This is a genomic window from Salegentibacter sp. BDJ18 (assembly GCF_017579965.1).
Taxonomy (GTDB): domain Bacteria; phylum Bacteroidota; class Bacteroidia; order Flavobacteriales; family Flavobacteriaceae; genus Salegentibacter.
Genome location: NZ_JAFLQX010000018.1, coordinates 12,344 through 36,951 on the forward strand (window position 1 = coordinate 12,344; position 24,608 = coordinate 36,951).

A 24,608-nucleotide genomic window follows, 5' to 3' on the forward strand; every position below is an offset into this window, starting at 1 on the left:
CAAAATAAACTTTGTGAAATACTCCAAAATACCAGTTGCCAGATCTATTGTAGCCCTTTGTGTGGCTAAAAATATAAATCACGTGGTGATTTCTCCAGGTTCAAGAAATGCGCCTCTAACCATAGGTTTTACCCACCATCCCGAAATTAAACCTTACAGTATTGTAGATGAACGCTGTGCGGCTTTTTATGCGTTAGGAATGGCGCAGCAATTACAAAAACCGGTGGCGCTGGTTTGTACCTCTGGCTCTGCATTGTTAAATTATTATCCTGCGATTGCCGAAGCTTTTTATAGTGATATTCCTTTAGTGATTATTTCTGCAGATAGACCTATTGAACGTATAGATATTGGCGACGGACAAACAATTAGACAAAAAAACGTATTTGAAAACCATATTTTATATTCCGCAAATTTACATTCAGAATTAGTTTTAGATTCTGAAGCAACCGATAAAAAGCTTCAGCAAAAACAATTTGAATCGCAGAAACATAATGAGCGGGAAGTCAATTTGGCGCTAAATAAAGCGATAGAAGAGAAGGGGCCGGTTCATATAAATGTGCCATTTTACGAGCCTTTGTACGATTTGGTAGAAAATGTTGAGGTAAATCCTATCCAGATTTTGCCAGAAATTAAAGAACGAACCTATACCGAAAGTCAATTAGGCGGTTATGCCGAACTTTGGAACAAAGCAAAGCGAAAAATGGTGATTGTTGGCGTTGCGCAGCCCAATATTGTTGAACAGCAATATTTGGAAAAACTGGCCAAAGACGATTCCGTTATTGTATTGACGGAAACTACTTCTAATTTAAATCATCCCGAATTTTTTACTAGAATTGATACCCTTATTGGTCCTATTGAGAAAGATGAAAACAGGGAAGAATTATTCAAAACGCTTCAGCCGGAAATTTTACTCACTTTTGGCGGAATGATCGTTTCTAAAAAAATAAAAGCATTTTTAAGAAATAACCAGCCACAGCAACACTGGCATATTGATCCCAAAAAAGCTTATAACACATTTTTTTGCTTAAATAAACATTTTGAAACCACTGTAAACTCATTTTTCACCCATTTCTTTCCGCTAACTAAACAGGTTGAAAGTGATTATGGTAGATTTTGGAAACAAGTAAAGAGCAAACGCCAGGTTCGGCACGAGGAGTATATGGATGAGATTCCGTATTCAGATCTTAAAGCGATGCAGGAAATTGTGCCAACTATTCCCGAAAATTATATTGTTCATCTTGGCAATAGCTCTACGATTCGTTATGCGCAATTATTTAAATGGAAAGAAAGCTTGCGTATTTTTTGCAATCGAGGTACCAGCGGGATAGACGGCAGTATTTCTACCGCGGTTGGGGCTGCTTGTTTAAATGCTGAGCCCACCTTAATGATTGCAGGCGATTTGAGTTTTTTCTACGATAGCAATGCGCTGTGGAATAATTATATACCGAAGAATTTTAGGATAATTATTCTAAATAATAACGGCGGCGGAATTTTTAGGATACTCCCCGGAAATAAGAATACAGAGAATTTTGAGACTTATTTTGAAACCACCCACCAGCTTCAGGCAAAATCTCTAAGTGAAATGTATGGTTTTGAATATGCTGTTGCTAAAACTTCCGAAGAAATAAATAAGCAATTGACTGGATTTTTCAGCAATTCAGATAAGCCAAAAATCCTGGAAATTTTTACGCCAAGAAAAATTAACGATGAAGTACTGCTGGAATACTTCAATTTTATGAAATCTTAAGAATATAAATTGGTAGATAAACACTCATTTAAGTAACTTGTTGAAAAATAAACCAAAAATTCTTAATTATGAGTACAAAAACCGATGAAAAAGTAGGTAAATACATCCAGGATGTAAAAGACAAAACGGGCGATGAACCCGATGTTGGTTTGCTTAGAAAAGTTACCGAATCTTGTGGCCCCAGTATTTTTAGAAGTGATGCAGAAACTGTTTCCAGTTCTTCAGAATCTGAAATGGAAACCGTAAAACGCAACTTCCTTATTAAAAAATTAGGACTTAAAGATGACGAAAAACTGGATGTAGGTTTAAATGCCGTAATGGAAAAATATGGGAAATCTAACAGAAATAAATATCGTGCAGTAGTCTATTATTTACTTACAAAACACTTTAAAAAAGAAAGCGTTTTTAAATAAAATAAATGGTCTAAAACTTATAAAATCCGTTTTTCAAAGGGGAAAAACGGATTTTCCTGTTTTATAGAAAAGCCGTAAAATATAAAGTATCTTTGCACTTCAAAATATAGATTATGCTTAGAATTGGCGAAAATCATACGCTTAATATTGTAAGAGAAACCGAACCGGGACTTTTCTTAACAGATGCTGAAGGAAATGAAGTTTTACTTCCAAATAAATATATACCCGAAACCTTTGAAATAGGTGAAGAGATAGAGGTTTTTGTTTACCTGGATCACGAAGAAAGACCAGTTGCCACTACGATAGAGCCATTGGTAAAGCTTGATGAGTTCGCATTTTTAAAATGTGTAGAAACCACCGAATTTGGAGCTTTTTTAGACTGGGGACTGGAAAAACACTTATTTGTTCCGTTTAAAGAACAGGCATATCCAATGAAAAAAGGTGGCCGGTATCTTATTTTTTGCTATTTAGATGAAGAAACCGATCGTTTGGTAGCTTCAAGTAAAGTACATGCTTTTTTAGATAATTCAGAATTAACCATAGAGCCTTTTGAAGAGGTAGATCTTATAATTAGTAATAAAAGTGATTTAGGCTATAATGTAATTATTAATCAGTTGCATTTAGGTTTGATCTATCACGACGATGTTTTCCAGGAAATAAATGTTGGTGATGAAATGCGCGGATTTATCACTAAAACCCGTCCCGATGGGAAAATTGATGTGAGTTTACAAAGACCGGGTTATAGAAGTATTGAACCAAATGCTGAGTTAATCCTTGATAAATTAAAGAAAAATGAAGGTTATCTAAACCTTACCGATAAATCTTCTCCTGAAGCTATTCACAGTCAGTTAGGCATTAGCAAAAAGAGTTTTAAACGTGCTGCCGGAAACCTTTATAAACAAAGAAAAATAGATATTAAAGACGACGGCCTTTACTTAAAACAAGATTAGTAAAAGTAGCGGCCCCTGGGTGAGTAATATGGAGAACCATAAAACATTCTTCGCTGGGTTTGTCTGTGAAGTGCGTTTTGATAAATTCGCTGATTTTGGTAATAAGGATTCGAATTCAGTGCATCATTGTAAACTTCGTCATTATCCCTAATTCGGTAATTATTAGAAATTTCAAAAGCTTTTTTCTTTTGATTTGTTGTAGGTAAGGGAGTGCCAATATCTACAGTACGTTTTTTCATATTTCGTTGGCTTTCAAGAATACCAACCATATCTACACTGGCGCGTTTTCCATCATCTACATTTAAAAATTCGCCGCTGGGAAGATCAAAATCTCCTTTAAAGAATTGTTGTCCAAAACTAAGGTCACTCCAGGAAGGTTCTATACTGTAATTGCTAATTTCAAAATCGGCAACATCCCAATATTCCTGGGCGGAAACCGAAGTTATGTTGAATAAAAATAGACTAAGAAATAGCAAGCGAAATTTCATTTTTAGGGCTTTTGTCTTTAATATAGCAAAAACAATGCAAATCTATTTGCAGCGCAAATATATTAAGATAAATTGAAAAGCTTATTTTTGAATAAAATAAAGACCTATGAGTGAAATCAACTGGAAAACTGTAAAAGAATACGAAGATATAACTTATAAAAAATCGGGTGGCGTGGCGCGAATAGCCTTTAACCGACCTGATGTTCGCAATGCGTTTAGACCTAAAACTACCTCAGAACTTTTAGATGCCTTTCACAATGCACACGAAGATACTGAAATTGGCTGCGTTTTACTTTCGGCCGAAGGTCCTTCTACTAAAGATGGGAAATGGGCATTTTGTAGCGGTGGCGATCAAAAAGCCCGTGGGCACCAGGGTTATGTAGGTGAAGATGGCTACCATAGATTGAATATTTTGGAAGTACAACGTCTAATCCGGTTTATGCCAAAGGCTGTAATTTGTGTAGTTCCCGGCTGGGCAGTAGGTGGCGGGCATAGTTTGCACGTAGTTTGCGATTTAACGCTTGCAAGTAAAGAACACGCTATTTTTAAACAAACCGATGCCGATGTAACGAGTTTTGATGCCGGTTATGGTTCAGCTTATTTAGCAAAAATGGTAGGGCAGAAGAAGGCACGGGAAATCTTTTTCCTCGGAAGAAATTATTCGGCACAGGAAGCTTACGAAATGGGAATGGTGAATGCGGTTATTCCGCACGATGAGCTGGAAGATACTGCTTACGAATGGGCGCAGGAAATTATGGCAAAATCACCAACTTCCATTAAAATGCTGAAATTCGCCATGAACATGACCGATGACGGAATGGTGGGCCAACAGGTTTTTGCAGGAGAAGTTACCAGACTTGCCTATATGACAGATGAAGCTAAAGAAGGCCGTGATGCTTTTCTGGAAAAAAGAAAACCAAATTTTGACAAAAAATGGATCCCGTAATCAAAGACTTTAGTAACGAACAAATAGATTTAGCTTCCCTGCCCAAATATGAGCAGGTAGCTTTTTCTTCAGTTTCGTCTAAATATCTTATAAAAATGAATATTCAGACGGGCATTTTTATGCTCGTTCTAACTATTGCGCTAGGAGTTTTTTGGTTTTTTCAGCTAAATTATATGCAATCGGGGATTATATTTGGCTTTGTATTGGTAGCATTTATCTTTAGATTTTGGAATAATTATAAGTTGCTTCAGAGTTTGGGATATGCTGTTAGGGAAAAAGATATTATTTATAAAAGAGGATTCATTTTTAATAAAACCACGGTAATTCCATTTAACAGGGTGCAGCACGCATCGATTTCACGAGGAATTTGGGATAAGCTTTTAGGAATTTCCAGCCTTAATATTTTTACTGCAGGTGGAGGCGCAAGTGATATTTCTATTCCCGGTTTAGAACCCGAAATGGCTGTGCAATTAAAAGAAGCTATTGCGGTAAAGATTTCTCATGATGAATCCTGAAGCCTACAGCAATCCTCAGCGCCAATCTATAGCCGGTATTCTTCTTATTTTTATTTCCAGCATTTATAAATTATTTAGATCTTTCTGGGCGGTGGGTGCGTATTTGTTGGTTAGTGGCCCCAGTAGAACGACTTTAATTTATATTGGTCTTGCATTGCTTTTAATTGGGTTCTTAGCCCTTATCTATAGCTACCTGTACTATCGCAAATTTATTTTTTATATAGATTATAAGCAGGAGGAATTTGTATTAGAAAAAGGGATTTTTTCTACCGAAAATACTGCGATTCCTTTTGATAAAATCCAGCAGGTTTATTTTAAACGTTCTATCCTGCAACGTATAATCAAGGTTTACAGCCTGGTAATAGAAACCGCCGGGAGTAATCTTAAAGAAGTTGAAATAAAAGCGGTTTCTGAAGAAGATGCCAATAAACTTTCCAAAATCTTATTAAAAGCGAAAGCTGAAAAAACCGAAGAGACTTCATTAGAAGAAGAATCTGAAAAAACAGAGGAAAACAAAGAGGTTTTTTGGACTCACAAAGTAGGATTTTTCACGCTCCTTAAAATTGGGATTAGTACTAATTATTTACGCGGGCTTTCGTTAGTTTTTGCCTTTGTAATGACTATTTATAATAGGGTAAATACCTATTTTAAAGATCAGGTAGAAGATGTAGAGGTTTATTTTGATCAGTTTTCTGGTGTTTTACAATCTATTGGATTTTTAACAATTCTTTTTGTGTTACTTCTGCTTTTAAGTATAAGTATTACGATCATTGAAGTATTTATTAAATATTATGGCTTAACAATTCAGCAGAATAAGGATAAAATGGAGGTGGAGATGGGCTTAAAAACCAATACCAAAGTTTCCCTTCAACCAAGACGGCTTCAGTTAATGCGAATTAAAACAAACCCGGTCCAAGAGTGTTTAAATCTTTATGAAGCCCAAATTTCTTTATCAAGCAGTGAAAATGAACTTCAGAAGAATAAAATAAAGATTCCAGGTCTTGGAAAAGAAATCGTAGAAAAGATAAAATATTTTTTATATCCGGAATCTTCTAAATCCAGTTTCAGCACAACCTTTAGACCAGATAAATTATTATTATTTAGAAAAATTTCCCTGGCAATGTTACCGGTAGTTATTTTTCTTGCCTTCTGGTATTTTTTAGACTTTATAAACCTTAAATTAGGAGCTATACTAAGCATTTCGAGCTTATATATTATTGCTGCTTTAATTTTACAAGTACTTGCCTTTAAAGCCCGAAAACTAATTTTTACCGAAGAATTTCTTCAGAAAAAAACTGGCTTCTGGAATAAAACCGATGAAACCCTGGAATTATTTAAAATCCAATCTATAAGCGTAAAACAGCCTATTTGGTATCGCAGAAAAAACCTGGTAAATGTAGTTTTTCATACCGCGGGAGGTGATCTTAAATTTTATGCGGTGAATACTGGTATAATTCAGTACGTAAATTATGTATTATATAAGGCAGAGGTTAGTTCGAAACATTGGATGTAAAAGTCGAATTAAAACTTAATTCTCAAAAAGGTTGTAAATGGCACGCAACCAAATGTAATTTTCTGCATCTTACATATAGTGATTCAAAACTGATACTATGAAAATTTCAAATTGTTTTATCCTCTTTTTATTTTTTATTACTCTTTTATCCTGCTCCACGAACGATAATGATAGAGGCGAAATCACCGGAGAAAGTGGTATTAGTTACAACGATAGTAAAACAATATGGGAGGAGCTAAAAGTACAGAATATTGAAACCTACAGCTACACTGTGAGTTTTATTTCCTGGACGGGGGTTGGCAGTAGAACTACTATTACTGTAAAGGATGGTGTGGTTAGCAAAAGAGAATATCTTTATTTTGAACAGATACTTAACGAGGAGAGCCAACTGGTAGAAAAAGAAATTGAATCTTATACAGAAACCGGGGTGGAAATTGGTAGTCACTCTGAAGGTTTTGATCCTTTGCTTATAGATGAATTATATCAAACCTGTTTATCTGATTATTTAAATATTAATAAAGCAGATAACGAGATTTACTTTAATACAGATGAAGCTGGAATAATCTCCAATTGCGGTTTTGTTGAAAAAGGCTGTGTAGATGATTGTTTCAGTGGCTTTAGAATTAGCGAATTTAATTGGATATAAACTTAAAGGCTTCTGCTTTAATTAGAAATAACTGCAAATAAAAAATCCCCGGGCTAATTTTTAGACCGGGGATTTCCACTTTAAACAATTAACAAGATTTATCTTATCGCCGGATATTTTTCGGGGTTTACTTCATTAAAAATCGAATAAACCTTTTCAAAAATATCTTCTGCTGAAGGTTTACTAAAATAATCCCCATCGGTGCCATAAGCCGGGCGGTGTTCCTTAGCGGTTAGGGTTTGCGGTTTACTGTCCAGGTATCTCCAGGCGTTTTGTTCATTTAAAACCTTATCTAAAATAAATGCTGAAGCTCCTCCCGGAACATCCTCGTCTATAACCAGAAGTCTATTGGTTTTTTCTACACTTTTTACAATGTCGTGATCTAAATCAAAAGGTAGAAGAGACTGGGCATCTATAACTTCTGCATTAATTCCATATTCGCTTAATTCTTCAGCAGTTTGGCAAACTATTCTTAATGTAGAGCCATAAGAAATTAAAGTGATATCACTACCTTCTCTTACCGTTTCAACTTTTCCAATTGGCGTTCTAAGTTCAGGCAGGTTACTTGGCTTTTTCTCTTTTAAACGATAACCGTTTAAACATTCTACTAATAATGCAGGGGTATCCTGTTCCAGTAAAGTATTATAAAAACCTGCAGCCTTAGTCATATTTCTTGGTACTAAAACATACATACCGCGAACCAGGTTTAAAATTCCACCCATTTGTGAACCACTGTGCCAAATTCCTTCTAAACGGTGACCACGGGTTCTTATAATTAGTGGAGCTTTTTGTTTTCCTTTGGTACGATATTGTAGGGTTGCCAGATCATCACTCATTCCCTGTAAGGCGTACATAACGTAGTCCAGGTATTGAATTTCGGCAATTGGTCTTAGACCTCTCATTGCCATTCCTATGCCCTGGCCAAGAATAGTGGCTTCGCGAATACCAACATCGGCAACGCGTAGTTTTCCATATTTTTTTTGAAGACCTTCCAGTCCCTGGTTTACATCGCCAATTTCACCCGCATCTTCCCCAAAAATTAATGTTTCAGGAATATTACCAAAAATCTGGTCGAAGTTATCTCTTAAAATAATTCTTCCATCAACTTCAGCTGAATCCTCATCATATTCCGGTAAAACTTCAGAAAGAACTCCTTTATTTTCGATATATAAATGACTGTTATAATCATTTGCCATATCTTTCTCAAAATCTGTGAACCAATCTATTAATTGGGATTTCTCTTCTGAATTTTCTTTTCTAACAGCTCTTAAAGTTTTTCTTGCAGCAACCGCAAGATCTTTTTTAAGCGGTTCTTTATTTGAGTTAAGCTCTTTTGCCAGTTTAACTACACTCTCTTTTTCTTCGGTATTCTTTGCTAGTTTAGATAGTACTGCGAGTAACTCTTTTTGCTTTTCTTTTGTAGGCTGTAAATAGTTATTCCAGGCTTTTTTCTTGCCTTCTCTTACCTTGCGCTTAATTTCTTTCTCAATATTTTGCAGTTCTTCATCTGTGCTAATATTGTTTTCAAGAATCCATTCTCTAAACTTAACATTACAATCGTATTCACGTTCCCAGGAAAGGCGTTGTTCATTTTTGTAACGCTCGTGAGAACCAGAGGTAGAATGCCCTTGCGGCTGTGTAAGTTCTACCACGTGAATAAGCACCGGGCAGTGTTCTTTTCTGGCTATTTTTTCGGCTTTTTCGTAGGCTTCAATAAGCGCTACATAATCCCAGCCATTAACTACGATTATTTCGTAGCCTTTTTCATCTTCATTTCTTTGGAAACCTTTTACGATTTCAGAAATATTTTCTTTTGTTGTTTGATGTTTCGCGTGTACCGAAATTCCATATTCGTCGTCCCATACGCTTAAAACCATAGGCACCTGCATAACGCCGGCTGCGTTTAAGGTTTCCCAAAAATGACCTTCACTGGTACTGGCGTTTCCAATAGTACCCCAGGCAATTTCATTTCCATTTTCTGAAAATTTTTCAGATGGAATACCTGCTACGTTTCTATATATTTTTGAAGCCTGTGCGAGTCCCAAAAGTCTTGGCATTTGACCGGCGGTAGGAGAAATATCTGCACTGGAGTTTTTTTGTTCCATCAGGTTTTTCCAGCTACCGTCTTCATTAAGGCTGTGGGTGGTAAAGTGTCCTCCCATTTGTCTTCCGCCAGACATTGGTTCATTCTCCAGGTTAGAATCGGCATACAAACCGGAAAAGAATTGTTCTATGCTAAATTGATTAATGGCCATCATAAAAGTTTGATCACGATAGTAACCAGACCTAAAATCACCATTTTTAAAAGCCTTTGCCATAGCAAGCTGTGGCACTTCTTTTCCATCGCCAAAGATCCCGAATTTAGCCTTTCCGGTAAGCACTTCACGTCTTCCCAAAAGGCTGCATTCCCGGCTGGTAACGGCTATGTTGTAATCTGCCAGCACCTCGGCCTTGAAATCTTCAAATGAAATTGAATCTTTAGTTTTTGTTTCGCTTTGCATGAACGTAATTTATGAATAATAACAAATGTAACGAAAACTTAGATTGTACACAATTCATTAAAATCAAAATATTTTAAGAAAAGTGTATTTTAAAGGATTTTTATTGTGTTTACTGAAATGAAATATCAGTTTTAATAGTAAATACTGATTAATATGTAATTGAATTGAAGAATGCTAAGAATTACCTAAGCATTTAAATATTTGTTAATACCAGCGCCGGGTAAATAATCTAATTAATGTATTTATATCTAAGGAAACAATAAATCTTATTTTTTGATCATAATTTTCCTGGGCCACTTCCCAGCCTAAATTGGAATAAACAGGAAAGAAAACTTCAAAATAATCGTCTACTAAACTCAAGCGTACCCCAGAGTCGTATAAAAACCGCGCATTTTGGTGCTGATTTTTAACCAAACCTACATCGCCATATATAAAAAACCACTTGTATAGGTTAGTGCTGGCATTTAAAGTAGTTAGCCATTGGTTAGCATATTCGGGCTGTAGTTGAGATTTGAACCCGCCTTCTGCAACAATAATTTGCTGACTGAAGAGACCGGAGCCCTGACTTCTTCCGTAGTAATTGTAATCGAAAAGATAATCTGTAGGGCGATCTAAAGCAAAACTAAAATAATCGGTTTCCATATTATCGCTGTACAAAAATGTTCCGGTAAATAAGCGAAGATTTATTTGCCTGTTATTTCTAAACAATTTTCGATACTCCAGGCTCATAGAAATTTTACTGAACTTTTCTGCCAGTTGAAAATCAAAAGAAGCACTGTAATAATCTACTAAATGAGGCTTACTGTACCTGTAATTAATGTTGAAAACATTGTAATTGGGTTCGTCTAAAGTTTTATCAGGATCGCTATCCCGTCTTACATTTACATTTCTAATCAACAGATTTTGACGCTCATTATCCCGTAAATATTTATCTCTAAAAGAAAAACTTAAAAATGGAGTATATTTTTCATAAAAGAGATCGTAGCCATACGAATAGCGCGTCCCTCCAATACCGTAAGAAATTTTGTAGAGTTCTTTATTTTCAAACTGGTGGGTATTGCTAAAAGAAGCCGAGCCAACTATGGTTTCACTATTAAAACCATATTTAGGTGAAATATTAAAATTAAAGGTTTTTGAAAGTACTGTTTTATTATACAATTTGGGCCCAATAGAAATACCATCGTAAAGGTTATAATTAAATTCTGGCATAAAAAACAACTGGTTATACCGGGGATCTTCTATATCCTGGAGTAATCTAAACTGAAGCGGTTTATTAAAAAGTTTAGTCACCGCTTTATAATTATCCCGTTGGTTAAATTCCGGAATGTTTTGTTCGTAATTTAATGCGAGCCGGTCTACACCCTGCCGTGGGATTTCAACTGTTTTGGTTTTATCTATATTATCTACCCATTTTTTAAAGATTACTTCTCCATCTTTTAAACCATATAAAGAAATAGGAAAATTGGTGTTTCTTTTATTTTTAATGGTTACCCGCAGCGAATCTTTTGTTTTATTTAGTCTTTGAATGGTAAAATCTATTTTTTTATTAGAGTCTACATAATCCTGAAAAAACCACGAAATATCTTTTGTTGCATGGCTTTTTAAGCTCTGCTCAAAATCTTTTGCAGTAGTGGGGCGCATATTATTTTCCTGGTAGAAATCTTTAACTGCATCTTTAACTTTATCGTTTTCCAGGTAATCTTCAAGATATTTTAAGCCGACTCCGGCTTTATAGGCATTGGCAATATTTTTATTGAATTTAACCAGGGAATCCTGCGCGGTTCTAAGCGGTTGGTCTAAATTCATTCTTGCCATATTCATATAAAGAAACTGGTACTGGTCGTTAAATTCAAGGTCTGCTGCGTGAAACCATCGTATACCAATAATATTACTGAGGTTTCCTAAAAGTTTCATATTAGGATAATACTCATTTACATAATCTATCATTAAAGAAACCAGGATGGCATCATGAACCCATTGTTCTTTTCGCGGATTAATGTGCACCGAATTTTTCAGCAAATAATTGGTAATGGTTTTAAACTGCTTAATATCGTACTGAAAACCATCTGGAAAAGGACGAATAAAGCCCGGTAATTGGTTTAAACCATAAATAGGGCTTATTAAATAATCGTCCCGTGTTACAAAAATGTTTTGATGAGGATATTCCCCAAGTCTTTTATTATAGTATTTTAAAATACGATTTAATAAAATTCTTTTTATTTCAGGCTGAAGTTCATCATCATCTACATTTGTAAATATTTCGTGATCTTCGGTTCTAATAGACTCAAAAATGAAAGAGTTGGTTAGGTATAATTTAGTGTCTAATTGATCTTTCCCTGAAAGTTTTACGGTTTTTGAGCCATTAGTAGTACTAACACTTTCAAAGTCCAGCGCCGAACCTACATAGTATTTAGGTGGAGTAGTAAGGGTAATTTCAACATCATGCATTGCATTATATTGATCGCCTAAATCTTTATGGCTATAAACTTCCCAATTCCCGTTTTTATAAATGCCGGGAGTAATATACCAATACCGCAGTTTATAATTATTATTTGAATCTACCCCGTAACGCGTAAATTTATCTATAGGAATCTTTACCTGGTAATCTAAATTAATGGTGATGCTATTACCGGGTAGTAAAGGTTTATAAAGTTTAACTCTAATAAGGTCCTGGGCCAGGAATGGGCGTTCCCAAATTAAGGCTTCATTTTCGGTATTGGTAAGTTTATTAATATAGGTAGAACCTCGCTCTTCATTTTTAGCAAACCTGAAGCGTCTCGCAAATTCTTCGGCAAAACGTTTGGCAAGGGGAGTGTCTTTTGCACTAAAGGCATTTGCCCAATCGTTTAGATAAATTTGGGTAAGAGTATCGTTACTGGAGTTGGTATACACCAATTCCTGCTCTATAGTAAAAGTATGTGTACTATCGTTTAAGTGAGCTTGTAAGGAGATGGAGTTTTGTGCAAAACTCCATCCAATTCCCACAAAAAAAAATAAATAAAACAGATAAAATCTCAATGGGAATATATTTAACGTAACACTGAATTCGAGCTAAATATAATCAAAGTTTTTTTTCCTTCTTAAGATTTGATTAAAAGTTAGGGCTAAGATTATATTCCCCGTAGAATTCGTTTAGAATTTCAATAACCTCATCTTCGGTATCTACAACCTGAACTAGATCCATATCTGGAGCGCTAATGTTTTGAAAGGTATCTAAAAGTGTTTTTTGAACCCAGTCTACAAGACCTCCCCAAAAATCTCTTCCCACTAAAATAATAGGGAATTTATCAATTTTATGGGTTTGAATAAGGGTAATGGCTTCAAAAAGTTCGTCTAAAGTTCCAAAACCGCCTGGCATAACTACAAATCCTTGCGAATATTTTACAAACATTACTTTTCTAACAAAAAAGTAATCAAAATCCAGGCTTTTATCATTATCAATATATGGGTTGTCGTGTTGCTCGAAAGGTAAATCTATATTTAATCCTACAGAGGTTCCGCCGCCAAGATGGGCACCTTTGTTACCGGCCTCCATTATTCCAGGCCCACCGCCGGTAATTACGCCGTAGCCGTTTTCAACAATTTTTTTAGAGATTTTTTCAGCTAGTTTATAATATTTTTGATCTGGTTTGGTTCTGGCTGAACCAAAAATTGAAACACAGGGGCCAATTTGACTTAGCTTTTCGTAGCCATTTACAAATTCGCCCATTATTTTAAATATGGCCCATGAATCGTTTGTTTTAATTTCGTTCCAGGCTTTATTTTTAAGATTTTTATTCATATTATAATTAGTATAGTTAGTGTAATTCTTTTTTAAGGAAACTGGCAGTATAACTCTTCTTTGATTTGGCCACTTCTTCTGGGGTGCCTTTAGTGATAACTTTTCCGCCATTTTTACCCCCTTCGGGACCAATATCAATTATATAATCGGCCATTTTTATTACATCCATATTATGTTCTATAATAAGAACCGTGTTTCCTTTATTTGTTAATTCGTTTAAAACATCCATTAATACCCGAATATCTTCGAAATGCAAACCGGTGGTTGGCTCGTCTAAAATATAAAAAGTATTTCCCGTATCACGTTTTGAAAGTTCTGTAGCAAGTTTAATTCGCTGGGCTTCCCCTCCAGATAGCGTGGTACTTTGTTGGCCAAGCGTGATATACCCTAAACCAACATCTTTTATGGTTTTTAGTTTTCTATATATCTTCGGAATAGCTTCGAAAAAAGTTGTTGCTTCATTAATTGTCATTTCCAGAACATCAGCAATAGACTTTCCTTTATATCTAATTTCAAGAGTTTCACGGTTGAAGCGTTTTCCCTGGCAGGTTTCACATTCTACGTAAACATCTGGGAGAAAATTCATTTCTATAACTCTAAGTCCGCCCCCTCTACAGGTTTCACATCTCCCGCCTTTTACGTTAAAGCTGAATCTTCCGGGTTTATAACCACGAATTAGCGACTCAGGGGTTTTAGCAAAAAGACTCCTAATTTCTGAAAATACGCCGGTATACGTAGCCGGGTTAGATCTTGGAGTTCTACCAATTGGTGTCTGGTTAATATCAATTACCTTATCGGCATTATCCAGTCCTTTAATTGTTTTGTACGGTTTTGGCTCTTTTACGCCATTAAAATAATGGGCATTCATAATAGGATAAAGCGTCTCGTTGATCAGCGTGGATTTTCCACTTCCGGAAACACCCGTAACCGCAATCATTTGTCCTAAAGGAATTTTAATAGAAACATTTTTAAGGTTGTTTCCGGTTGCTCCTTTTAGTTCTATATGCTTTCCATTTCCCTTTCTTCTTTCTTTAGGAATTGAAATTTCTTTAGTTCCGTTTAAATAGGAAGCAGTAAGCGTATCGTGTTTTAATAATTCTGAAGGCGGGCCTTCACTTATAATTTCACCACCGTGTTTTCCGGCTCTCGGACCAATATCAATCACATAATCGGCGCGTTCTATCATATCCTTATCGTGTTCTACCACAATCACAGAATTGCCAATATCCCTTAGAGAAATAAGTGAATTAATAAGTTTTTCGTTATCACGCTGATGTAAACCAATACTTGGTTCATCTAAAATATAAAGAACCCCTACTAATTGGGAACCAATTTGTGTAGCCAATCTAATTCTTTGTGCTTCACCACCAGAAAGCGATTTAGAACCCCGGTTAAGGGAAAGATAGGTAAGCCCAACGTCTACCAGGAAACCAATTCTTGTTCTAATTTCTTTAATAACTTCAGCAGCAATTTGGTTTTGTTTTTCGCTTAGCTTTTTCTCTAACCCAACAAACCATTTAGCCAAATCTTCAATATCCATTAAAGAAAGTTCGGCTATATTTTTATCGTTAATTCTAAAATAAAGCGATTCTTTTTTAAGTCGGCTGCCTTCACAAACGGGACATTCAACCTTATCCATATATTCTTTGGCCCAGCGTCTTAAAGAAGTAGAATCGTTATTATTAAAAGTAGTTTCAATAAAAGTTGCTACGCCTTCAAAATTAATCTTAAACTCGCGGTTTACACCAAGGCTTTTAGATTCTTTGGTAAAAGTTTCTTTGCCTCCGTAAAGTATAAACTTCATGGCAGCATCTGGTATTTTAGAAACAGGATCTGTAAGTTTAAAGTCCCAGCGTTCAGCAATTAATTCCAGCTGAGAAAAAACCCAGTTCTTTTTTTGCGGACCGTGAGGAGCCAGTGCTCCATTTTTGATCGACTTAGAATTATCTGGAATAATTTTATCAATATTCACCTGGTATAAAGTGCCAATCCCGTTACAGCTTGGACAGGCACCTTTAGGCGAATTAAAAGAAAAAGTATTGGGCTCAGGATTAGGATAAGAAATTCCCGTGGTGGGGCACATTAAATTCCTGCTAAAATACCGAACATTTTCAGTTTCCTGGTCTAAAATAATTAGCGTATCACTACCATGATACATTGCGGTTTTTATACTTTCATCCAGGCGCTTTTGCGCATCGGTCTTATCATCAATTTTTAAGCGATCTATTACAATCTCTATATCGTGGGTTTTGTACCGGTCCAGTTTCATTCCTTTTACAAGGTCCCTAACTTCCCCATTTACCCTTGCTTTAAGAAATCCCTGCTTGGCTATTTGCTCAAATAATTCACGGTAATGCCCTTTTCTGGATTTTACCACGGGAGCCAAAACACTTACTTTTTTTCCTTTAAAATCTTTTAAAATGAGGTCTTTTATTTGGCTATCGGTATAGCTAACCATTTTCTCCCCGGTCTTATAACTATAAGCTTCACCGGCACGTGCATAAAGTAGGCGTAAGAAATCGTAAATCTCTGTAATAGTCCCAACCGTACTTCGCGGATTTTTACTGGTGGTTTTTTGCTCTATGGCAATAACAGGAGAGAGACCTTCAATTTTATCTACATCTGGTCTCTCCAGGCCTCCTAAAAACTGCCTTGCATAGGCCGAAAATGTTTCTATATAACGGCGCTGTCCTTCGGCATAAATAGTATCAAATGCCAGGGATGATTTTCCTGAACCTGAGAGACCGGTAATTACCACCAGTTTTTCTCTTGGAATATTAACATCTATATTTTTAAGATTATGGACGCGAGCCCCTAATACTTCTATAAATTCTTCGGTTTTAGCCATATTTTTTATCAAGGGGGCAAAGGTACTTAAAGTGTTGCTAACTAAAAAGAAAGGAAGTTTCTGGTAGTGTTAATTATGGTTTAAAGTTTTTGAAAGAGGAATTAGCAATAAAATTTTAGAGTAGTTAAGGTGGTGAAAAAACAAATTTTTAAAAACATAGAATTTATCGGCTATAATGTTCCTTTTATCCTTTGTTTATTCTGTTGATTGTCAGTATAATATTACTTTATTTTTTTGCATAAAATAAGGTTAATCCCCTATATTTGAGATACCAAATCTTCATGAAATTTTTTTCATCCCCCCAGAAAAGTATTAAACCTACAAGTAGGTAGTTTTTAGCCCCATCAGTTTTGCCCCTTTATTTTTAACCCCCCACGTAAGATTTAAAACATCCAGACCCTTCTATTGTTATGTTTTAAATCTATCAATTTAATTTTTTGTGGACCTACTCCACAGTTTTTACTAACTGGCTAAATAGCCGCAAAATTGATGTATTATGATAACAGAAAAAAAGCAGTTGTTGCTTATTACCAACAAACAAAGTATGGTAGACTGTGTTCAGGAGGGTGTTAGTATGCAATTTGAAGTAGCTCACGCAAACTCTTTGCATACTGGCTTTAACATGGCACTTAATTTATTACCCGATATAATCTTATTAGATTATTCTTCTTTTAGATCGGGTAGGAATTTTAAGAATATCGCCAATTTTAAATCAAATCATTTTCTTACTAAAGCCTGGCTGGTTGTTTATGCCGAAGAACGATATAGGGCCGAAGCTGAAAGTAGATTTAGAAAAGTAGTAGACGAGTTTATATACTCTCCTACTATAAAGGCACTTTGCGGGAAGATTGTAAAACTGGTATATAGCAACCGTTCACTTTCCAATTATTGGAAAGACGCTTTTATGGGAATGTTTAATATTATTTCCCAACCGGTAGTGCTACTGGATCAAAATGAAATTGTAGCCATGAACGATGCTTTTAAGCAAAGTTTTGATGTGAAAGAGAAAAAGGGTTTAAAACTTACCGATTTCGTGAAATGCGAAAATGTACAAAAGGTTAAAGATAGTTTAAGAAATTTTGCCCGCGGTAAACATATAAAAGCAGCCACTAAGACGGCCTTACTATTAAGGAATGATAAGGTGAGAAATGCCCGTATTAATTTTTCTAAGTTAAACAGGAATTTTGGGCATCAATTTGTCATGTTTATTGATCTTATGGAAGAAAGCGAAGTGATTAATGACCGAATAGGCACTGCTTCTGAAGAAGTAGAAAATTGCTTCAAACAAAATAGCCAGCTAACCGATTTTAAATTCACTAATAGAGAGAAGGAAATTATTGAATTACTTATAAAAGGCTATAAAACCAAAGATATATCTGAAGCGCTGTTTATCTCCCCAAAAACAATAGAGAAACATCGTTCTAATATTATAAAAAGAACTAACTCTGATACTATCCTGGAGAGCATCATATATGCGATAAATCATAAGCTTATAGATTATCAAAAAGTCTAAAAATTAGACTTTTTGGTAAAATAGGGGAGAAAACCCCTATAGCATGATAGGAAAGAATTAGACTACATTTATCATATGAATTACTAGTCACCCCACTTCACTAGTATTTACCTCAGCCTATTTATTTTAAGCCCCCAACAAGTAGTATTGATATATCAAGATGCTCTTTACAGAGTCATATTTATATATATTGTTTTAACCATTCTAAATATTTATTAACCAAAACTTTAGTGTTATGAAAAACCTAAAAAATTACCTTTCAAGCGTCGTGATTATCGCGATGTTATTTGCATCTTGTAGTAAAGATGAACCCACAAACAATGTGGGAACCGATGGAGAAATGGCGAGCATTTCCCTGGGAGCAGTTTTAAACGACCTGGATAGACAGGGATTATTAAAACAGTCTATTCCTGAATGTTCCGATGATGCTCCCATGTATGTAAGAGTTATTCTAACCCATGATTTGGGGGAAGAAGACGTAGTTGTTCCTGTAAATTTTGATGGAACCACTTATTTTACAGATTATGATGAAGATCTGGCAATTCCAATCCCTGCCGGGGAAACTACTACTTCTGTTAGTGTAACAGATTTCTGGGTGTACTCCGAAGAACCGGGTGAAAGTACATTGCCAATTTGGGTTACTCCAAAAGAAGGTAGTGAGTATGAAAACTTTGTAAACGATCCGCTTCCAATTAATTTTGAACTTAGAGCCGGCTCAAAGAAATATGTTGATGTAGAAGTTTTATGTTTCGATGATAGAGAAGTAAACTTATACGGATATCAATTCTTTGACCTTGTACCAATTCCGCTGATTAAATTCTGTTTATTCGGAAACTTCTGTCCTTCAGAAGATGGTAGACACTACGTAGCCGGTTATACAGTTAATGTATGGATGGGCTCAGAAGCAGTTGGAGATCCAATTTACACTGAATCTAATACTGTAGATGAAGATGACACTACTGGTGACTATTATTCAGATCCATTATGTTTCTGGTTACCTGATACAGCTGAAACTGATACTTACTACTTTGAAATTACATTAGATAATACCGATGAGTATAGTTCAGACGATGCAGGAGAAGTAATTCTTGCTGGTCCTATCACTGATGAAGAAATTAGAATGTTCTATAGTGAAGACGACGATTCAACAATGGATTATTACCACTTTAATTATGGATGTGGTGGCGATAACCCTCCACCATTTGATGACCCAAGAACAGAAGCTAAACGTTACAAAGCCTGTTTAAAGAATTTAGGTGATTCAAATGCTGTAGGATTTGCATACCTGAAGTTACAGGGGAATCAATTAACTGCTACTACAGCAGCTACTGAACTTACTCCAGGAGATGTACCACAACATATCCATGAAAATGCAAGTTGTGATGCTTTTGGTTCGCCAATTTGGGATCTTGATTATACAGGAGATGTATGGCCTGTAGCTGACGGAGCTGGAAACTTATTCTACACCAGGACTTTTACTTTAACTCCTGCTCAGGTAGCAGCTGCTAATCTAGCTAATAGAACAGCTGTGTTACATGAGTCTGATATGACACCACTGGCTTGTGGAGAATTTGAAGAGTACTAAAAACTCTTAAAAGGTGTCCCAGTTTTTGGGACACCTTTTTAATTCCTTTTAAAACATAGAAACAATGAAGAATTTAAAATTAATGCTGGCCATTTTCGTGGCTACGGGGATGCTATTTTCGTCCTGTAGTAAAGAAGAGACCAATGAGCCCTCTGTAAACGAGGAAATGGGTAGTATCTCTATAGGTGCTATTTTGAATGATCTTGTGAATGATAATCGTCAGACTATTTCAGATGAAATCCCGGAATGTTCTGATGATACACCAATGTATGCCTGGATAGTACTTACCCACGAATTGGGAACTGAAGATGTAGTTGTACCTATTCTCTTTGATGGTGACACTTATTTCACTGATTACGAAGAAGATCTGGAAATTCCAATTCCGGCTAACGAAACTACAACCGCAGTAAGCCTTACCACTTTTATGGTGTATGCTGAAGAACCAGGAGAAGGTGTTTCACCCATATGGGTAGCACCAACTGACGAAGGTGAATATAAGAACTTTGTGAATGATGCTTTACCTATCAATTTTGATTTAAGAGCAGGATCTAAAAAATATTTGGATGTTGAAGTCTTATGTTTTGACGATAGAGATGTAAATCTATATGGATACCAATTCTTTGATCTTATTCCAATAGAATTATACGAGTTCTGTGTATTTGCTAACTACTGTACCGATAATGGTAAACATTATACTGCAAATTATAATATTGATATAGATTATATAAGAGAAGGAGAGGATGATATTAACTTATATACCAATAGATCTCCTGAAACCGGAAATACCGAAGATGATAATTCGGGTGACTGGTATGCTGAACCACTATGTTTAGCAATTCCGGCTCCTATGTATGACGAGTTAGACACTGAGGCATACTTAAGAGTAACCGTTACTTTGGCTAGTTGGGCTGACAATTACGGAACACCTGGTGCTGAAGACCCTGAAATCATCTATTTAAGCTGGAACGATGTACAATCATATTTTGGTGATAATGACACTATAGATTATGAACATATTTTCTTTAACTGTGGAGATGACCCTATACTTGATTGTCCAATAACTGAAGAGGATACCGATGGTGACTGCGTACCTAATGAAGATGATTTATGTGAAGGCTATGATGATGATGAAGACATGGATGAAGATGGTATTCCAGATGGGTGTGATCAATGTCCAGAAGAAGCCGGTGATCCATTAGATGGTGGTTGTCCTATTGATGATTGTGCTGGAGATGCTGATAGTGATGGATTAAATGATTGTGAAGATGAATGTCCTTACCAGGCAGGTCCAGAATCTAATAATGGATGTCCTGAAGAAGGTGGGGATACCTGCGAAACCGCCTATATGGAAGGGGATACTGCTCTTAATACCTTAGCAAATGCTAATCGATGGGGTTGGGCAGAACACTACCAAACAGGTATAGATGGAAGTAGTAATACTTTCGATATTTGGGCAGGTGCTGCACAGAATAATACTTCTAAAGGCGAACATATAGCTACAGCTGAGATTTCTGTAAATGGTGATGATATTACTTTGGAAATCACACTGGAACCCGGAGTGAGCTTAAGTGAACTTCATATTAATTTAAGTGAAGTTGCACCATCAGGAAATGATGTTTTTGCACCTGGACAGTATAACCTTAATGATGAAGTTGATGCAAATACTCTTACCTATACCTGGACAAGAGACTATAGTAATGACTTCTATATTATTGTTCATGCCGTAGCTTGCTATTAAAATGAAAAGCTAACTACCAGGAGGATATGAAACCTTCTGGTAGTTTATTAACCATTCTAAATATTTAATCCAAAAACTTTAATTATGATACTTCTAAGAAAATATCTGGCCATTGTGGCCGTTTTTTCCCTCTTTTTTACCTCGTGTACAAAAGATGAGGAAGGAACCTTAAACAACGATCCAGGTTCAGAGAGTTTTGCTGAATTAAGTCTGGGGGCAACCCTTAATGACTTTGTAAACCGTGCAGCGGTCAAGCAAAGTATTCCCGACTGTTCATCTGACGCTCCAGCCTATGCGCATATAGAATTAACACATAATGCAGGTACAGACCTGGAAGGTGTTATTAATGTAAATGTTCCTATTTTAAGCGAAGATGGAAGCTTTTTCACTGATTATGACGAAGATTTAAAAATTCCTGTAGCAAATGCTGATGATAAAACAGCTACGGTTTCAGTCACTACCTTCCTGGTATATGATGGTGATCCAGATGATGCAGGATCTACCGTCATTTGGGCTGCACCGGCAACTACCAGTGAATATGGAGCTTTTGTGAATCAGGGTCTTCCATATAACTTTCCAATAAGAGCAGGTTCAAAAAAATATGTGGATATTGAAGTACTGTGCTTTGATGACCGTGAGGTAAATTTATATGGTTACCAATTCTTTGATCTGGTACCTGAGGTACTTCACGAAGTGTGTATTTTTGCAAACTATTGTGATGATGATGGAAGACACTATACTGCCAATTACAGCCTTGAGGTTATATATACCGGTGGAGACGAAGATAGAACTTTGTATACAAGCATGGATCTACCAGAAGATAGCTATGGATTTGATGAAGATACCGGTGATTATTATGCTGATCCTTTCTGCTTCGCAGTTCCAGCGCCTATGTTTGATGAAACCAGTACTACAGAATATATAAGAATAATTGCAACTTTATCAAATTGGGAAGGAAATTATCCAACTCCTGCTGAGGAAGAAATTGTTCTTAATCTTACCTGGTCACAAATAATGGAGAGTGTTCGTGAAGATGGCACTATTGATTATTTCCATATCCTATTCTGTGATGAGGATGATGATCCAGGAAATGGGAATGGAGAAGAGTGTGATCCTCAGGATCCTGCTGCTGATTGTGATAACGATACAATACCTAACGGACAGGATAATTGTCCAGCTACTCCCAATACAGATCAAGCCGATCTGGATGAAGATGGAATAGGAGACGTTTGTGACTCAGACATTGATGGAGACGAAATCTTAAATGAAAATGAGAATCCTGGGTGTGTAAGAGATCCCGATCCAACATGTGGTGATTCAGTTGCAGAGTGTCCTACTTTACCATCAGCTGGCGACTGTGAAAGAGTTTACGTGGCCGGAACTGATGTAACTGATCTTACCGAGTGGATAGCAATAACAGATTCAGAACCATTACCAATTTTCATAGGTAATAATACAACCGTAGCATTAGGCTTGATTTCTTTTGATGCTGACGGAGATATGTTACTTATAAATACAAATACCAGTTTTTATCTGAAAGATTATAGGTTGGAAATTGTAGATGAATTGGGTGATGCAATTACATGTGTATACGAAGATGATCTAACGGCACCAGAGGATACGAATGAAGCTGATGTGGATGTAGAAGTTGCAGGAGATTTCTCTGGAACTGTCTATGTTCGTTTTTCTGCTAACGTTTGTTCAAGATCTGATACCTAGAATAAAATTACCCAGTAAATTTATAACCGGGGGGTGACTAATTCACTGGGTTTTTGTAATCCTCACTCTTGAAGATTACAAAAGAGGCTGTGCGAAAATTTCGCACAGCTTTTTTGTTAAAAAAATTAACAGAGTGGAAATAAGTCTGTATGTTGGCCAAAAGTTTCTGAGAATTTGCAGTTCACTTTTAATTAAAAACTGACTGAAATAATAGCAAAAACAGTCCTTTAGGAAGAGGTGGAAAAGTATTTTTATTAAGTTTTATAAATTCCCAAATTGTTTTAAAACTGAAAAACACTCATCCTTGTAGGAATCTGACTATTAAAATTTTAGAGTTGTAAAAGCCGGTTTTTTTTTGGAATGACCTTTGTAAATCCAGAATGAAATTTATATTAATTAAATCATAAAAAAAGTAAACCCTACTTATGAAAAAAAGCAAATTTTTGTTACTACCTGTTCTAGCGATTCTGGCATGTAGTAAAGATCCAATTTCAGAAAATCAAGAAGCAGAAACGCAACTCAAACCAGAAGAAATCTCAGATCAACAATCAGAAATGGCCTTTCCTAACGATCTGGGCCCTGTTTCCCAAATTTATTATGCCGGTCAAAAAATGCCCGTAGAAGATCATGGTGATGATTATGTTTACCAGGGTGATATTTTGATTCCTAAAGGTCAATCAAGTAAATCCCCACAATCTATTGTTTATAAAAACAAAGAGGCTATTCCGCAGGAAAAGAGTACAGGACGTACTTCGGGAATGTGGCCAGATAATACCGTTTATTATTCTATAAATTCCAGTCTACCCGATAAAAACAGGGTTCACGATGCAATACGTCACTGGGAGAATAATACCCCGTTAAAGTTTGTTGAAAGGTCAGGACAATCTAACTACATATACTTTACTACCGGCTCCGGCTGTTCTTCCTATGTAGGGATGATTGGCGGTAGACAGAATATAACACTATCAGATTACTGTAGCACCGGGAATACCATTCACGAAATTGGTCATGCCGTAGGACTTTGGCACGAACAAAGCCGTGTAGATAGGAATAATTATATTACGGTACACCTGGATAATGTGAGAAGCGGTACAGAGCATAATTTTCATACTTACGAAGCCAGTGGTTTGGATGGTGATGAATATACCACAAGCCTGGATTTTGAATCTATAATGATGTATGGCGCTTATTCTTTTTCTAAGAATGGTGAGCCCACTATAACCAGGACAAATGGTAACACCTACCAGGTGCAACGTTCCGCACTTTCTTCAGGAGATATTTCTGGCATTAAAAGTATGTATACAGATGATGGGTCAGAACCCAAATATGTAAATGGAGAATATTATACTCTTAACGGATTAACGGTACTCAGAAATTATGGCAGATGGTATTATAATTCTAAATGGGGCTGGAAAGAAGTAGAAATTAAATATGGTTACTGGTTTTTTGTATAATTAGAAAGAAAACAGCCATCAATAAAAACCCGGGGGAAAACCTCCGGGTTTTTTATTTCTAAAATTTTATGGCCTCTAAACTGTAGATTTAATTTCCACACCCTTTGTGGTTAAATTCCACAATTATTAGAATCAATGTAAATCAAATTGAAAGCCTACAAATTTATTTATTTTATTTTTATAAATTAAGTCGTGCACAATTTCCTGTTGTTTCAAATGTTCGATGAGCATTTTAAGAATGTTTATTTAAT

The 24,608-nt window shown here is 36.0% G+C and carries 17 protein-coding genes; 12 read left to right on the forward strand and 5 right to left on the reverse strand.

Going from position 1 to position 24,608, the window contains the following annotated elements; translation table 11 throughout:
- Positions 1–13 precede the first annotated feature (13 nt).
- The 3 genes from menD to J0871_RS09990 all read left to right on the forward strand — a co-directional run bounded on the left by menD (position 14) and on the right by J0871_RS09990 (position 3,110).
- Positions 14–1,747 carry a 2-succinyl-5-enolpyruvyl-6-hydroxy-3-cyclohexene-1-carboxylic-acid synthase gene (gene menD / locus J0871_RS09980; RefSeq protein ID WP_208225090.1) on the forward strand — a complete coding sequence of 578 codons (1,734 nt, stop codon included), beginning with the start codon at positions 14–16 and terminating at the stop codon, positions 1,745–1,747.
- A gap of 68 nt (positions 1,748–1,815) precedes the next feature.
- Entirely contained in the window at positions 1,816–2,160 is a 345-nt protein-coding gene (locus J0871_RS09985) for a DUF2853 family protein (RefSeq protein ID WP_075326466.1), read from the forward strand.
- A gap of 113 nt (positions 2,161–2,273) precedes the next feature.
- On the forward strand, positions 2,274–3,110 hold the full coding sequence (locus tag J0871_RS09990) for a S1-like domain-containing RNA-binding protein (protein WP_075326468.1): 837 nt from the start codon (positions 2,274–2,276) through the stop codon (positions 3,108–3,110).
- Here J0871_RS09990 and J0871_RS09995 read toward each other — a convergent pair.
- On the reverse strand, positions 3,107–3,598 hold the full coding sequence (locus J0871_RS09995; protein ID WP_075326470.1) for a hypothetical protein: 492 nt from the start codon (positions 3,596–3,598) through the stop codon (positions 3,107–3,109). The genes J0871_RS09990 and J0871_RS09995 overlap by 4 nt on opposite strands.
- Positions 3,599–3,704: 106 nt before the next feature.
- Between J0871_RS09995 and J0871_RS10000 the strand changes: the two genes are divergently transcribed.
- From J0871_RS10000 to J0871_RS10015, 4 genes are all read left to right on the forward strand, one after another.
- Complete coding sequence (locus J0871_RS10000) at positions 3,705–4,544, forward strand: 1,4-dihydroxy-2-naphthoyl-CoA synthase (protein ID WP_093302224.1); 840 nt, start codon at positions 3,705–3,707, stop codon at positions 4,542–4,544.
- Entirely contained in the window at positions 4,532–5,059 is a 528-nt protein-coding gene (locus J0871_RS10005) for a PH domain-containing protein (protein ID WP_208225091.1), read from the forward strand. The genes J0871_RS10000 and J0871_RS10005 overlap by 13 nt, the downstream gene beginning before the upstream one ends.
- Positions 5,046–6,572 (forward strand): PH domain-containing protein, encoded by a 1,527-nt coding sequence (locus J0871_RS10010; protein ID WP_208225092.1) that lies wholly within the window; start codon positions 5,046–5,048, stop codon positions 6,570–6,572. Before J0871_RS10005 ends, J0871_RS10010 begins: the two co-directional genes overlap by 14 nt.
- Before the next feature lie 97 nt (positions 6,573–6,669).
- Positions 6,670–7,218, forward strand: coding sequence for a hypothetical protein (locus tag J0871_RS10015; RefSeq protein ID WP_208225093.1), 549 nt, complete (start codon positions 6,670–6,672; stop codon positions 7,216–7,218).
- A 98-nt stretch (positions 7,219–7,316) separates the two neighbouring features.
- Here the strand turns inward: J0871_RS10015 and J0871_RS10020 are convergent, their stop codons facing one another.
- From J0871_RS10020 to uvrA, 4 genes are all read right to left on the reverse strand, one after another.
- On the reverse strand, positions 7,317–9,719 hold the full coding sequence (locus J0871_RS10020; RefSeq protein ID WP_208225094.1) for an alpha-ketoacid dehydrogenase subunit alpha/beta: 2,403 nt from the start codon (positions 9,717–9,719) through the stop codon (positions 7,317–7,319).
- A gap of 204 nt (positions 9,720–9,923) precedes the next feature.
- Positions 9,924–12,737: a metalloprotease gene (locus J0871_RS10025; protein ID WP_243870456.1), complete on the reverse strand. Its 2,814-nt coding sequence runs from the start codon at positions 12,735–12,737 to the stop codon at positions 9,924–9,926.
- Between the two features lie 73 nt (positions 12,738–12,810).
- Positions 12,811–13,500 (reverse strand): TIGR00730 family Rossman fold protein, encoded by a 690-nt coding sequence (locus J0871_RS10030; RefSeq protein WP_075326482.1) that lies wholly within the window; start codon positions 13,498–13,500, stop codon positions 12,811–12,813.
- 16 nt (positions 13,501–13,516) lie between these two features.
- Positions 13,517–16,348 (reverse strand): excinuclease ABC subunit UvrA, encoded by a 2,832-nt coding sequence (uvrA, locus tag J0871_RS10035; RefSeq protein WP_208225095.1) that lies wholly within the window; start codon positions 16,346–16,348, stop codon positions 13,517–13,519.
- 496 nt (positions 16,349–16,844) lie between these two features.
- Between uvrA and J0871_RS10040 the strand changes: the two genes are divergently transcribed.
- The 5 genes from J0871_RS10040 to J0871_RS10060 all read left to right on the forward strand — a co-directional run bounded on the left by J0871_RS10040 (position 16,845) and on the right by J0871_RS10060 (position 24,357).
- On the forward strand, positions 16,845–17,861 hold the full coding sequence (locus J0871_RS10040) for a LuxR C-terminal-related transcriptional regulator (protein WP_208225096.1): 1,017 nt from the start codon (positions 16,845–16,847) through the stop codon (positions 17,859–17,861).
- A gap of 235 nt (positions 17,862–18,096) precedes the next feature.
- Positions 18,097–19,446 carry a hypothetical protein gene (locus J0871_RS10045; protein WP_208225097.1) on the forward strand — a complete coding sequence of 450 codons (1,350 nt, stop codon included), beginning with the start codon at positions 18,097–18,099 and terminating at the stop codon, positions 19,444–19,446.
- Between the two features lie 64 nt (positions 19,447–19,510).
- Positions 19,511–21,184 (forward strand): hypothetical protein, encoded by a 1,674-nt coding sequence (locus J0871_RS10050; RefSeq protein WP_208225098.1) that lies wholly within the window; start codon positions 19,511–19,513, stop codon positions 21,182–21,184.
- A gap of 84 nt (positions 21,185–21,268) precedes the next feature.
- Positions 21,269–22,903: a thrombospondin type 3 repeat-containing protein gene (locus tag J0871_RS10055; protein ID WP_208225099.1), complete on the forward strand. Its 1,635-nt coding sequence runs from the start codon at positions 21,269–21,271 to the stop codon at positions 22,901–22,903.
- 425 nt (positions 22,904–23,328) lie between these two features.
- Entirely contained in the window at positions 23,329–24,357 is a 1,029-nt protein-coding gene (locus J0871_RS10060) for a M12 family metallopeptidase (protein ID WP_208225100.1), read from the forward strand.
- Positions 24,358–24,608 lie beyond the last annotated feature (251 nt).

Excerpts from the sequence above, each read along its gene's own strand:
- J0871_RS10045 (WP_208225097.1), top strand. The coding sequence starts at position 18,097 with ATGAAAAACCTAAAAAATTACCTTTCAAGCGTCGTGATTATCGCGATG.
- J0871_RS09990 (WP_075326468.1), top strand. The coding sequence starts at position 2,274 with ATGCTTAGAATTGGCGAAAATCATACGCTTAATATTGTAAGAGAAACC.
- J0871_RS10050 (WP_208225098.1), top strand. The coding sequence starts at position 19,511 with ATGAAGAATTTAAAATTAATGCTGGCCATTTTCGTGGCTACGGGGATG.
- J0871_RS10040 (WP_208225096.1), top strand. The coding sequence starts at position 16,845 with ATGATAACAGAAAAAAAGCAGTTGTTGCTTATTACCAACAAACAAAGT.
- J0871_RS10005 (WP_208225091.1), top strand. The coding sequence starts at position 4,532 with ATGGATCCCGTAATCAAAGACTTTAGTAACGAACAAATAGATTTAGCT.
- uvrA (WP_208225095.1), bottom strand. The coding sequence starts at position 16,348 with ATGGCTAAAACCGAAGAATTTATAGAAGTATTAGGGGCTCGCGTCCAT.
- J0871_RS10030 (WP_075326482.1), bottom strand. The coding sequence starts at position 13,500 with ATGAATAAAAATCTTAAAAATAAAGCCTGGAACGAAATTAAAACAAAC.
- J0871_RS10010 (WP_208225092.1), top strand. The coding sequence starts at position 5,046 with ATGATGAATCCTGAAGCCTACAGCAATCCTCAGCGCCAATCTATAGCC.
- J0871_RS10060 (WP_208225100.1), top strand. The coding sequence starts at position 23,329 with ATGAAAAAAAGCAAATTTTTGTTACTACCTGTTCTAGCGATTCTGGCA.
- J0871_RS09995 (WP_075326470.1), bottom strand. The coding sequence starts at position 3,598 with ATGAAATTTCGCTTGCTATTTCTTAGTCTATTTTTATTCAACATAACT.
- J0871_RS09985 (WP_075326466.1), top strand. The coding sequence starts at position 1,816 with ATGAGTACAAAAACCGATGAAAAAGTAGGTAAATACATCCAGGATGTA.
- J0871_RS10000 (WP_093302224.1), top strand. The coding sequence starts at position 3,705 with ATGAGTGAAATCAACTGGAAAACTGTAAAAGAATACGAAGATATAACT.
- J0871_RS10020 (WP_208225094.1), bottom strand. The coding sequence starts at position 9,719 with ATGCAAAGCGAAACAAAAACTAAAGATTCAATTTCATTTGAAGATTTC.
- J0871_RS10055 (WP_208225099.1), top strand. The coding sequence starts at position 21,269 with ATGATACTTCTAAGAAAATATCTGGCCATTGTGGCCGTTTTTTCCCTC.
- J0871_RS10015 (WP_208225093.1), top strand. The coding sequence starts at position 6,670 with ATGAAAATTTCAAATTGTTTTATCCTCTTTTTATTTTTTATTACTCTT.